The following is a 12,335-nucleotide window of genomic DNA, read 5'->3' on the forward strand; positions in this document are numbered from 1 at the left end:
ATTAATATTATATATTTTTATTTTTAAATGTCTAGACATTTAATTTTATTTGTCTGTATTTAATATAAAAAAAGAGCGTATTGTACGCTCTTTTTTTATATTATCCTTTTCCTGCCTGGAACCCAGGATACTTTGTCATGCCGCCGTCTACATATAACGTTAGGCCCGTAACATAGCTTGCTTCTTTTGATGCCAGCCAGACAGCGCATGCTGCCACTTCTTCCGGCTTTCCAATATAGCCAATTGGAATCAGCTCAATCACGCCTTTTTTCAAGGCTGGATCATCGAATTTCTCCGCATTAATCGGGGTATCAATGGCGCCTGGTGCAATACTGTTTACACGGATTTTTTTAGGGGCATATTCAAGCGCCAATGTTTCTGTCAAAAGCTTGGCGCCTCCTTTACTAGCTGCATAATGGACAAAATGAGGCCAAGGAATTTGCTGATGAACAGACGACATATTAATGATCGAGCCTTCTATCCCATGATCCGTCATATACTTTAGTGCATCACGGCATCCTAGAAACATACCTGTTAAATTGGTAGACATCACTTTGTTCCAATTATCCAGCGTCATTTCGGTGGAAGGCACTTCATTTTCAATGCCTGCGTTATTGATCATCACATCAAGGCTGCCGAATGTATCAACAGCTTTATTAATCATTGCTTGCATATCCTCTTCCTTTGATACATCTCCTTTGATTTTCACAGCCTGTCCGCCATGTTTTTGAATTTCTGCAATGGTGTCATCCGGATTTTCTTTATCAGAGAAGTAATTGATCACCACATTGGCTTTTTCTTGTCCAAATCGGCGTGCCATCGCTTGGCCAATTCCTGTACCTGCGCCTGTAATCAGAACTGTTTTTCCTTCTAAATCTGGATACATTCGTGTTACCTCCTATTTTGTAAAGCCTAGCAGCACACCGCCTGCAATAATCATCAAGCAGCCTGCAATGACAAAGCTTGTTCTAGACGCTTTCTCTTTTAATAAGTAAATGCCGCCTAGTGTTGAGATGACAATCCCTGTTTGTGACATTGAAAAGCTTACGGCTACGCCAATTAATGGAATGGCCAAAAGAAGCCCAAGATTTCCTGTTGACCAAACAAGACCGGAAATGATATTTCTAAACGTATATTTACTAAATGGATCCTGCTTTAAACTAATCGCTAAGGATGAAAGCAGCATGCCGACAGATTGCGGGACGAGTGCAGACCAGCCATCAATATCAAACCATCTTAAAATGACAACATATCCGACGTAGCCGACGGTGGATATGAGTAGAATAATGATCCCTTTTTTAAAATTGCCTCTGCCATTCTCGCCGCCATTCTTTTTTTGACCGAGCGATGTCATGACAACACCTGCAATGATCAGTAAAATGGCGCAGGAACCAATGAGTATGACCGTCATTGTCTGCCATTCTTTGAAGACCATGACGCCAAATAGGGTCGTGCTCACAAGCTGCATGCCCGTTGATAAAGGAACCGCTTTAGACACGCCAAGAAAAGCGACACTTGAAAGCTGATTCATTTGTCCAATACTCCAAAAGATGCCTGAAATGACGGAAACCGCAAATATAAGCGGTGTCAGCTCTGGCATTTTGATGAAAAAAGCTACAATCGAAAATAAAAACGCGCCGAGCGTAATGCCGAGAGTTTGCTGATACGCATTTCCGCCTAGTTTGACACTGATGAGAACAATACTTCCCCAAAATATCGCTGGGAGAAGTGCATATAAGATGCCCACTTCTATCCCTACTTTCTTGTCTTTTTTACATAGCATCCCTCTTTTTCTCATTTTTAGCCGAAAAGATGCAAACAAAAAAACCTTACCAAAGGTAAGGTTTTTCAGTCGTTCTGTTTATTTCATCCATTCAGTATGGAATACGCCTTCTTTATCTGTGCGCTCATACGTATGTGCACCGAAATAGTCACGCTGTGCTTGAATTAAATTCGCTGGAAGGACAGCTGTGCGATAGCTATCAAAGTAAGCAAGTGCACTTGAGAATGAAGGAACAGGAACTCCTTGTTCCACTGCAAGTGAAATGACTTTACGAAGTGATGATTGATAGTTTTGAGCAATATCCTTAAAGTATGGATCAAGCAATAAGTTTTTCAGTTCAGGATTACGGTCATATGCTTCTTTAATTTGTTGTAAGAAGGCTGCACGAATGATACATCCACCACGGAAGATCATCGCAATTTCACCGTATTTTAAATCCCAGTTATATTCATCAGACGCTGCTTTCATTTGCGCAAAGCCTTGTGCGTAAGAACAGATTTTACTCATGAATAGGGCTTTTCTAACCGCTTCGATCAGCTCTTGTTTATTCTCAGCTGATTGCGCAGGCTCAGGACCTTGGATCAATTGACTTGCTTCCACACGCTCATCTTTCATAGCTGAAATGTAGCGCGCAAAAACAGATTCAGTAATGATTGGAAGCGGGACACCTAGATCAAGTGAGCTTTTGCTTGTCCATTTTCCAGTTCCTTTTTGACCAGCTTTATCTAAGATCACATCCACAAGCGGCTGGTTTGTTTCTTCATCCACTTTTGTGAAAATGTCAGCTGTAATTTCGATTAAATAGCTGTCAAGCTCGCCTTTATTCCACTCTGAGAATACTTCATGAAGCTCCCCTGCTGACAATCCAGCAACATGCTTCAAGATAAAGTATGATTCAGAGATCAATTGCATATCTCCGTACTCGATACCGTTATGAACCATTTTGACATAATGTCCTGCTCCATCTGGGCCGATATACGTTGTACAAGGCTCGCCATCTACTTTCGCAGAGATCGCTTCTAAAATTGGTTTCACTAGCTCATGCGCTTCTTTTTGACCGCCTGGCATGATGGAAGGACCTTTTAGCGCGCCTTCTTCACCGCCGGAAACACCTGTACCAATAAAGTGAATGCCACTTTCTGCAAGCTCTTGATTACGTCTTTGTGTATCCTTGTAATATGTATTTCCACCATCAATTAAAATGTCACCTTTCTCTAGGTGAGGAAGTAATGATTGAATGGTTGCATCTGTTGCTGCACCAGCTTTTACCATTAAAAGAATTTTACGCGGTGTTTCAAGCGACTGAACAAATTCTTCGATGCTGTATGTGCCAACAACGTTTTTTCCTTCTGCTTCTTGAAGAAACTCTTCTGTTTTGCTGCTAGATCTGTTATAAACGGATACGGAGAAACCGCGGCTTTCAATATTGAGGGCAAGGTTTTTCCCCATAACGGCTAGTCCAACCACACCGATTTGTTGTTTTGACATAATTCTGACGTCCCTTCTAACACACTATATTGATTACTGCTGAAATGATGTACCCTTTGAAATTACCACAACATCACCTCTTTTATCAAGTTTTCAGGCTAGTCATTTCCTCTTTCGTCCTGAAAAAAATCTTTATTAAAACTTGTCCCGCTTGTTTTACTCTCTTTTTCCTTAATGGTGATCCCTCTTTGCACCAATGGTTTTCCATATTTTTCTTTCAGTCCATCTAAAATGGTTTGGAGGGGCTCTTCTTTTGCATCTTCTGTATATGAAAATAAATCAAGCTGTTTAACGGCTGCTTTTCGTTCGACTAGGTCTGTCCCCGTTACACCTAAGAGCCTCACTGGCTGATCATTCCAATGTTTCAGGAATAACTGTTTTGCCGCTTCAAATATGTCTTCCTTTCGATCCGTTGGATTTGTGAGCATGATACTTCGCGTGATATTTTTCCAGCTTGCATACCGAATCATGATGAGCAGCCGATTCGCCATCACTTCTTTTCTCTTTAACCTTGCACTCACAGATTGTGACAGCTTATCAATTAACGTGACAAGTTCATCTGAATCATCCGAATCATGAGGCAGAGTGGATGAATTGCCGACGGATTTAAATTCGTATATTCTTTCTGGGTCCACGATGCCGTCATGTTCACCATTCGCCTTTTGCTTTAATCTCGGTCCATTAATGCCAAGCAATTCTTTTAGCGTATACTCATTCGCTTTCGCTAAGTCTTCTATAGTATGAATTCCGATGGTTTTCAATTTATCTGCCGTTTTTTGTCCAACCCCGTGCATGTCACCAGCAGGTAGCGGCCAAAGCATGTTCGGAACATCTCGTTTACGCAATATGGTGATTCCCATTGGCTTTTTCCAATTAGACGCCATTTTCGCTAAAAATTTATTCGGTGCAATGCCGATACTTGAAGGAAGCATCAGCTCCTCTACTAGCCTTGTTTGAATATCATGAGCCGTTTTTACCGCATGTTCGGCATATGGCGTATGCGTTAAATCAATGTAGCCCTCATCAATCGATACAGGTTCGACTAAATCACTGTATTCTCTTAGTATTGTAAACATCTCTTGTGAGGAGCTGCGGTACCGGTCAAAGTTCGGTGTGCGGACAATGAGTCCCGGACATAGCCGCTTCGCCTCCCACAAGGGCATCGGGGGCTTCACACCTAATGCTCTCGCCTCGTAGCTGCACGTCACAACAATCCCTTTACGCTCTTTTGCATTTCCGCTGATGGCTAAAGGTTTCCCTCGCAAAGAAGGATCATACGCCATTTCTACATTGGCATAAAAAGCATTCATGTCTATATGAAAAATAATATTTGACATTGGCATAACCCCATTTTCTTGTCTACCTGAATTTTGATCAACTATTTTTGATTATACATTGATTTATTTCATCTTTCCTCAAAAAAACCTTCTCTAAAAAAGAGAAGGTTTCACGTTCATTTACACTTTTTCTTCAAGTATACCATGTTGATATTGAATGTCCTCATATGTGAATACTTCATTTTTTTGAGGATATAATTGTTTCACAACCGGAGTAGGCTGTTGATTAAAATTCATACTCAAACTTTGATTGGAGTAGTGTCCAGCCGGATCAATATAATACTTGTAATCAATGACTCTTTCTACATCAATGTCAGCGTAAGCAATTCCCTCTGTTTCAGCTGGAACCATATCACTGATCGGCTCCCCATCCGGCCCGTAAATGCACGTATGCCCGCTCTTAAATGTTTCAAAGTAATCTCTTTGCTCCTGCGTTAAACAAATCATCTCTTTCATTTCTTCCGTATATATAGATGATGTCATCAGCACAAATGTCTGTGTCGCGATGGCATAATATCTGCTTGATATTTCATCATCAAAATAACCTGGCCAAGAGGCTACATGTACCTGCTCATTTTGGGCATTCATCGCCATAAGATCTAGCGGGACTTGATGCTCCCAGCACATCAATCCGCCCAGGTTTCCAATTTCAGTTTGAAACACTGGCATCATACTGCCACTTCCATCCCCCCAAATGAGTCTTTCTGCTACAGAAGCTCTCATTTTCCGATGTTTTCCTATTAAATCCCCATTTGGATTAAACCAAAGCTGAGCTAAATAGAGAGAGCCGCCATCTTTTTCACTACATGATATACAAACGTACGTTTCATTTCTTTTTGCTGCTTCACTGAGTTTTTGAATGGCTAAGCTAGGGATTTCAACTGCATTTTTATATAATTCATGATAGAACTTTCTTGTATATTCTGGATGACCAATAAAAGCAAACCAAGGGTAACCAGGTAAAAATGCTTCTGGGAATGCCACAAGCTTTGCACCATTTGAAGCTGCCTCGTCAATCAGGTCGCATGATTTCTCAACGGTTGCTTCCAAATTTAAGTAGACCGGTGCTGCTTGTACCGCAGCTGCTCGAAACTTTGGGTAAATACTTGTCATATTCAAAACCTCCATTTCTTTTCATCCCCCTCATTATAGGATAGGAAATATGAAGTTTGGATGACATTTACTATTTTATACAGAATAAGGGATTTTATTTAATGGAGAAAACACGCGGTTCTGTTAGACATTTAACCATGTGTATAGTACACTGTGAGTAATGAAATGGATGTGATAATCATGATTATTGATACATTCAATGAAGTCTTTTTCCTTGTTGAATTCTTTACGATTATTCTTCCAGCGCTGACGGCCATCGGCATTGCTTTTTTACTAAAAGACTGCCGTATGAACGAACACCTTGGTGGGCATCGTTTGGAAGAGTTGGACGCATCTTGCTTGAATCGAACAGACTTTCTGTTTATCATATATGATCGCATTACAACTTGGATTAGTAAAGTCATTCGAATGAAAAGATCATCTAATGATGATGAAGACCATTCGCTTCCTCTCGCTAATTAAATTTTTTTAATCATGAGGAGGAAACGAATTGAAACGTTTATTGACTGTTTTTACGACTTTATGTTTGATGATGATTGCGTCACCTGCATTTGCAGCGAGTGCGCAAACGAATACGAGCTCTGATGGGTTTTTCCATCATTATTTTGTTCAGCCTTTTTCTGAGCTGATCATTTGGCTTGCGAACTTCTTTCATGATGATTATGGTTTATCGATTATGTTCGTCACCTTGATTGTCCGCCTGCTGATTTTCCCACTTTTTGCGAATCAATTTAAGAAGCAAAGAGTCATGCAGGAAAAAATGGCATTGGTGAAGCCTCAGATTGACCAAATACAAAACAAATTGAAGAAAACGAAAGAACCTGAAAAACAAAAAGAACTGCAAATGGAAATGATGAAAGTATATAAAGAGAACAATGTGAATCCGCTTGCCATGGGCTGTCTGCCGATGCTGATTCAAATTCCAATTGTTCTTGGCTTTTACTCAGCAATCCGCTCAACACCTGAGATCGCAACTCATACGTTCTTATGGTTTAACTTAGGACAAACCGATTTATTGGTGGCGATTTTTGCAGGGGCTATGTATTTCTTACAATTTTATGTCACGCAAAAATATGCGAAGCAATCAGGCACCCAGACAGAGGCTGCGCTGAAGCAGGCGAAAGTAATGGGCATGATTTTCCCAATCATGATGCTGTTTCTTTCAATTAATGCACCCGCTGCTCTTCCTTTATACTGGATGACAAGCGGACTACTACTCACGATTCAAACGATTATTTTAAATGTCATGTACCAAAAATCAAAAACGAAAGCTGCGGCTAACGAACAAGCCAAACCAGCTGCTGAATAAAAATAAACCCCTTATCTAAAGATAAGGGGCTTTTCATTATGCCAATTCTTCTTTCAACCGGTCTGGCAATTGATCGAGGTCCTCAATTTTCCCAAGGAACTTATTTGGGTCCACTTGTAAAATCATTTTGTTTTCTCTCTCAACAACGCCGAAGAAATATTCAGAGGCCTTCGTGTTCATATGAAATGGCTTGATCTCGCTTTGCTCGATATCGATAATATCTTTTGCATCTGAGACAAGACAGCCAATCATTTGATCGTTTACTTCAAATAGCAGTACCTTTGACTGCTCGTTTACATCAAGAGGCTTTCCGTGAAGCATCACACCTGTGTCACTGACAGGAATGACCTCTCCTCTTAATGACATCAGCCCTTTAATTTCTTTTGGAAGGTTCGATACTTCTTGTAAGTAAGGGACCTTTTCAATCGAACGAATATGCTCTACACTGATGCCAAACTCCTCTTGCCCCACCTGAAAAATAATAATCTTTTGCGCGCTCACAGAGTCTCCTGCCTTTACGATGGATTTGTCGTTTCTTCGATAATGGCGAGAACCATTTCAGCTGTTTTGACTAATTCTTCAATCGGCATTTTCTCATTTTTCGTATGAATATCTTCATATCCAACAGCTAGGTTGACAGTTGGGACGCCGTTGCCTGCAATGACGTTTGCATCACTGCCTCCGCCGCTCGTCTGCAGTTCTGAAGGACGGCCAATTTTTGCTGCCGCTTTTTTCGCCACTTCTACGACTTGATCGCCGTGTGAGAATTTGAAGCCTGGATACATGATGTCAATTTGTACATCGGCACTTCCGCCCATTTCTTTAGCGGTTTTTTCAAAGGCTTCTTTCATCTTCGCTACTTGAGCTTCCATTTTTGCTGGTTCTAAAGAGCGTGCTTCCGCCAAAATATCGACTTGATCGCACACAATATTCGTTTGTGTTCCGCCTTCAAAACGGCCGATATTCGCTGTTGTTTCTTCATCGATGCGGCCAAGTGGCATGCTGGCAATTGCTTTTGATGCAATGGTAATCGCAGACACACCTTTTTCAGGCGCGACACCTGCGTGAGCGGTTTTTCCGTAAATCGTTGCGCGTACTTTTGCCTGTGTTGGTGCAGCTACGATAATCGTACCAACCTTGCCATCTGAATCAAGGGCATAGCCGTATTTCGCTGTCATCAAATTTGGGTCTAACGCTTTTGCTCCAACAAGTCCTGATTCCTCGCCTGCTGTGATCACAAATTCAATCTTCCCGTGCTTTAAATTTTTCTCTTTCAGCACACGGATCGCTTCAAACATAGCAGCAAGTCCTGTTTTATCGTCAGCACCAAGAATGGTTGTTCCATCTGTTTTCACATAGCCGTCCTCAATGACTGGTTTTACGCCATTTCCCGGCACAACTGTATCCATATGAGAAGTGAAATAAATCGTATCTGCCTCTTGATTCCCTTCTAATGTGCAGACAAGGTTGCCTGCACCGTGGCCTGTTGCTGCTTTTGAATCGTCTTCAACCACTTTAAGACCAAGCTGCGAGAATTTTTCTTTTAATACTTCAACAATTTTCTCTTCGTGTTTTGTTTCTGAATCAACCTGAACTAATTCTAAAAATTCGTCTAGTAAGCGTTTTTCATTGATCATGATGATGCTCCTCCTCTTATAGCGGCATGTTGCCATGCTTTTTTAACGGTCTATCTTCTTCCTTACTGCGAAGCAAATCAAATGAGCGGATCAATCGCTCTCTCGTTTCAGCTGGCATAAAAATATCGTCTATCAGACCTGCCTGGGCCGCTTTCCATACACTTGGTTTGTTTTCAGACTCGCGCGAAGCAGGATGAACAATTTCGTCTGCGAACGTTTTCCCCATGACATCAATTTCGGCCTCTGGCCATGCATAAACAAAGTCAGCGCCTAAGCCCTTGCTATTCATCGCGACATAAGCACCGCCAAACGCCTTTCTTAAAATCACAGTGATTTTGGGAACGGTTGCTTCAGCATACGCATATAAAAGCTTTGCACCGTGGCGGATAATTCCTGCATGCTCAGCTTTCTCCCCTGGTAAAAAACCAGGAACGTCCACAAGGGTTAAGATCGGAATATGAAACGCATCACAAAATCGAATAAACCTGGCCGCTTTATCGGCAGCGTCAAGATCAAGGCTGCCTGCCAGCACCTTTGGCTGATTGGCAACAACACCAATGGAGGCTCCTTGTAATCTGGCAAAACCTGTGACAATATTTTTTGAGAAACAAGGCTGCGTTTCAAAGAATGAGTCTGGATCGGTTATCGCTGTCACCACTTGTTTGACATCATAGGTGCGTGATGGATTCTTTGGCAGAATTCTGCCTGGATCGGCGGAATCGTGCTTTCGTACCCCAGCGCGTGTGACAGCCTGTTGTTTCGTTTGTATGTACGTTAAAAGAGTTCGAACCGCTTTTAACACGTCTTTCTCATCTTTCCCAGTATAGTGCACATTCCCGCTTGTCTGATGCTGAACACTTGCACCGCCAAGACGGTCAGGACAGACCGTTTCTCCTGTTGCTTTTTCTATTACTTTCGGACCAGTTAAAAACATATGAGCTGTTTGCTCTGTCATGAAGACAAAATCAGTCAATGCAGGAGAATAGACTGCACCTCCAGCACATGAACCTAAAATAACAGATATTTGCGGGATTCGACCAGAGTACAGCACATTCCGTTTAAAAATCTGTCCGTATCCTTCTAATGATACCACACCCTCTTGAATTCTCGCACCACCTGAGTCTTTTAGACCGATGACCGGCATCTGATTTTTAGCGGCCAGATCCATTAAAGCGGCAATTTTCTTCGCATGCATTTCGCCTAATGAGCCCCCATATACTGTTGCATCTTGTGCATAAACACATACTGGTTTTCCATGAATGAGTCCCGTTCCAATGACGACACCGTCTCCAACATGCTCTGACAGATCGCCTGTTGCAAATGACTGAATTTCCATCAAGCTGCCCTCGTCAAGAAGTTCATGAAGCCGCTCTCGAGCCGTCAGCTTTCCTTTGTTCTTGTGAACCGCTGCTCGTTTTTCGCCGCCACCCATTAACGCTTTCTTCCGCCATTCAGACAAGTCATTGAACGATTCATTCATCACTATGTTTCTCTCCTTTCAAGGACTCGCACAATTCAAATAACACACCTGACGTTTCTTTAGGTGAAATAAATGCAATTTGCTTTCCGCTGGCGCCCATCTGTGCTGTTTTTTGGAGAAGCTGCACGCCAAGGTGATCGAGACGGCTAAGATCAGCCTGAATGTCACCCGACTTTAGCGCAATATGATGAAGCCCCTCTCCTCTTTTTGTTAAGAAATTATGTAGTTTACTGCGGGCTGAGATTGGCTCAATTAATTCAATGTGCAGATCATCAAGTGAAGTGAAGGACGCTTTAATCTCCTGCTCAGGAATCTCTTGTATGTCTGAAAAGTGCCAATTAAATAGCTGATGAAGCGTTTGAGATGTTTCTTTAATAGAAAAGACGGCAATGGCAATATGATCGATTTGTGTCATCCGTTCACTTCCTTTGCTGATCACTTGTCGCATATGAAAAAACCAGATAAAATAAAGACAACTGCGCTTGTCGCAAAAATCTTCGGTTATAGGGGTGCGATATGTCTCAAAAATTCATGAAATTTATGGTATTGCTTATGATTAGCCTGCTGTTAGTTTCTTCACTTTTAGCAGGAGCAGCAGCCTTTTTATAAGGATTGAATAAGAGCAGACAAGCAGGTGATTCGGGATATCAACGAATGGCCTGTTTGTCTTTGGCAAGCGTTTCAAAGGAAGCACTTGATTTTGTAATCCATACCTTTGTTCCAATTGGAAGCTGATCAAACAGTAGCTCTACATCTTGATTATGAAGTCTCACACAGCCTGCCGTGATAAATTTCCCAATCGAAGTTTCATCACTTGTTCCATGAATTCCATAGGTTCTGCCATCTGTTCCTCGTGCATCAAATCCAATCCATCTTCGTCCAAGAGGATTATTCTTCGCACCGCCTTCAATATTTTTTCTTCTGTAATAGGGATCTTTCGCTTTGATCATAATGGTAAATTCACCTTCTGGCGTCAAATCTGCTGTTTTTCCTGTAGAGGCAGGATATACTTTTTGAATTTTCCCTTGATCAATAAAGGCAAGTTCATTTGTTTGTTTATTAATAATGACAAATGGGTCACCTGGCAGCGGGTTTTGGCCAAGCGGCCAGATAGGTGAAAGGGACATGGTCAGTACGGTATAAAATAAAAGACGCATAGGCTCCTCCTTTTTCATTAGATTGACCAATGAAGGAGGAACTCATGCGTCTCTATTCTTTCATCCCTTTAAAATAGCTTTTCAGTACTAAATATTGTTCCATTTCACCGAGGAAATGAAAGAGTGCCGCTCTTGCCTCAAATTCTTCTCGTGTTTGCGGGAGCGGAAGTGCGTCGAATTCTTCTTTCATATCAATGAGACGTCTTAAAAACTTATGCGCTGTGTTCCCTGGGTGAATATGTTCGCGTAAGTCTCTAATGTATTCTGCAATGATTTGTCCATGCTCCGTTGTGACGGAAATCGACGTAATTTTGGGCAGCACACGCTCAATGATTTCAAATTGCTTTTGTCTCATGTTGAAATAATGATAGTACAGGTTTTCATGTCTTAATACATGGTTTTCAACATCACGATATGCGAGAGCTTTTGCTTCTTTAATCAATTGATGTGTCTCTGGTATTTCTTTTCCTGTCCAGTCTTGCTTCCCTGTCATTAAGTATTGCTCGATTTCCTCAAAAATTTTAGCAAAGTTGGCTTCAATCTGTTCGCTGTAGCGTTTGAGCTTTTTATCAACACTAGGCATATAGAGGTTCATAATCAGCGCTACCCCAACACCAATGGTAATCAGCAGCAGTTCATTCCAAATGAGATGCAGGGTAATCCCGCCAGACATGTATAAATGGAGAATGATGACTGAACTCGTGACAATCCCTTCTTTAATTCGAAGCAGAACCGTTGTTGGAATAAAGACAAGCAGCATCAAACCGATCACAAAAGGATGATACCCGATCAGATCGAAAAATAAATAAGAAAATAAAATAGCAAGACTGCATGCTGCAAAGCGGGCTCCCGATGCTAAGAGGGATCTTTTCTTTGTCACCTGAATACACAGGATCGTAATAATCCCGGCAGCTGAATAATTTTGCAAGCCAAGCAATTGTGCAATATAAATAGCGATCGCTGTTCCTAATGCTGTTTTCAGCGTTCGGTAGCCGATTTTAAACATGATGTGATTCACTCTTTTCTGTCTT

Annotated in this window: 14 protein-coding genes; 3 read left to right on the forward strand and 11 right to left on the reverse strand. The window is 41.6% G+C overall.

The window, feature by feature from the left end; all coding sequences use genetic code 11:
• Nucleotides 1-100: 100 nt before the first annotated feature.
• The 5 genes from AC3WTB_RS11985 to AC3WTB_RS12005 form a co-directional block, all read right to left on the reverse strand.
• Nucleotides 101-886 (reverse strand): glucose 1-dehydrogenase, encoded by a 786-nt coding sequence (locus AC3WTB_RS11985; RefSeq protein ID WP_039179773.1) that lies wholly within the window; start codon nt 884-886, stop codon nt 101-103.
• Nucleotides 887-898: 12 nt separating this feature from the next.
• Entirely contained in the window at nt 899-1,747 is an 849-nt protein-coding gene (locus tag AC3WTB_RS11990) for a GRP family sugar transporter (protein WP_186319801.1), read from the reverse strand.
• A 114-nt stretch (nt 1,748-1,861) separates the two neighbouring features.
• Nucleotides 1,862-3,271, reverse strand: a complete 1,410-nt coding sequence (gnd, locus tag AC3WTB_RS11995) for an NADP-dependent phosphogluconate dehydrogenase (RefSeq protein WP_041086071.1) — start codon at nt 3,269-3,271, stop codon at nt 1,862-1,864.
• A 98-nt stretch (nt 3,272-3,369) separates the two neighbouring features.
• On the reverse strand, nt 3,370-4,614 hold the full coding sequence (locus tag AC3WTB_RS12000; protein WP_039179779.1) for a DNA polymerase IV: 1,245 nt from the start codon (nt 4,612-4,614) through the stop codon (nt 3,370-3,372).
• Nucleotides 4,615-4,728: 114 nt separating this feature from the next.
• Nucleotides 4,729-5,721, reverse strand: coding sequence for a carbon-nitrogen hydrolase family protein (locus tag AC3WTB_RS12005; RefSeq protein ID WP_126681615.1), 993 nt, complete (start codon nt 5,719-5,721; stop codon nt 4,729-4,731).
• Between the two features lie 180 nt (nt 5,722-5,901).
• Between AC3WTB_RS12005 and AC3WTB_RS12010 the strand changes: the two genes are divergently transcribed.
• Entirely contained in the window at nt 5,902-6,183 is a 282-nt protein-coding gene (locus AC3WTB_RS12010; RefSeq protein WP_039179781.1) for a hypothetical protein, read from the forward strand.
• 28 nt (nt 6,184-6,211) lie between these two features.
• A complete protein-coding gene (locus AC3WTB_RS12015; RefSeq protein WP_039179784.1) occupies nt 6,212-7,030 on the forward strand; it encodes a membrane protein insertase YidC in 819 nt (272 codons plus the stop codon).
• Between the two features lie 36 nt (nt 7,031-7,066).
• On the opposite strand, the gene AC3WTB_RS12020 is transcribed toward AC3WTB_RS12015, so the two are convergent.
• Genes AC3WTB_RS12020 through mce form a run of 4 tightly spaced genes read right to left on the reverse strand, consistent with a single transcriptional unit; the run spans nt 7,067 to nt 10,562 of the window.
• Nucleotides 7,067-7,531, reverse strand: coding sequence for a chemotaxis protein CheW (locus tag AC3WTB_RS12020; protein WP_039179788.1), 465 nt, complete (start codon nt 7,529-7,531; stop codon nt 7,067-7,069).
• Nucleotides 7,532-7,545: 14 nt separating this feature from the next.
• Nucleotides 7,546-8,667 carry a M20/M25/M40 family metallo-hydrolase gene (locus AC3WTB_RS12025; protein ID WP_058838011.1) on the reverse strand — a complete coding sequence of 374 codons (1,122 nt, stop codon included), beginning with the start codon at nt 8,665-8,667 and terminating at the stop codon, nt 7,546-7,548.
• A 16-nt stretch (nt 8,668-8,683) separates the two neighbouring features.
• Entirely contained in the window at nt 8,684-10,147 is a 1,464-nt protein-coding gene (locus AC3WTB_RS12030) for an acyl-CoA carboxylase subunit beta (RefSeq protein ID WP_372556057.1), read from the reverse strand.
• Nucleotides 10,140-10,562, reverse strand: coding sequence for a methylmalonyl-CoA epimerase (gene mce, locus AC3WTB_RS12035; protein WP_107163385.1), 423 nt, complete (start codon nt 10,560-10,562; stop codon nt 10,140-10,142). The genes AC3WTB_RS12030 and mce overlap by 8 nt, the downstream gene beginning before the upstream one ends.
• 101 nt (nt 10,563-10,663) lie before the next feature.
• On the opposite strand from mce, the gene prli42 reads away from it, so the two are divergent.
• On the forward strand, nt 10,664-10,756 hold the full coding sequence (prli42, locus tag AC3WTB_RS12040) for a stressosome-associated protein Prli42 (RefSeq protein ID WP_149126490.1): 93 nt from the start codon (nt 10,664-10,666) through the stop codon (nt 10,754-10,756).
• 38 nt (nt 10,757-10,794) lie between these two features.
• Here prli42 and AC3WTB_RS12045 read toward each other — a convergent pair whose 3' ends face one another.
• Together AC3WTB_RS12045 and AC3WTB_RS12050 are read right to left on the reverse strand one after the other, a co-directional pair.
• Nucleotides 10,795-11,304 carry a L,D-transpeptidase gene (locus tag AC3WTB_RS12045; RefSeq protein WP_041106809.1) on the reverse strand — a complete coding sequence of 170 codons (510 nt, stop codon included), beginning with the start codon at nt 11,302-11,304 and terminating at the stop codon, nt 10,795-10,797.
• Between the two features lie 52 nt (nt 11,305-11,356).
• Nucleotides 11,357-12,310 carry an aromatic acid exporter family protein gene (locus AC3WTB_RS12050; RefSeq protein WP_024422917.1) on the reverse strand — a complete coding sequence of 318 codons (954 nt, stop codon included), beginning with the start codon at nt 12,308-12,310 and terminating at the stop codon, nt 11,357-11,359.
• Between the last annotated feature and the right edge of the window lie 25 nt (nt 12,311-12,335).

This window comes from Bacillus sp. EB106-04-04-XG123, from assembly GCF_058791855.1.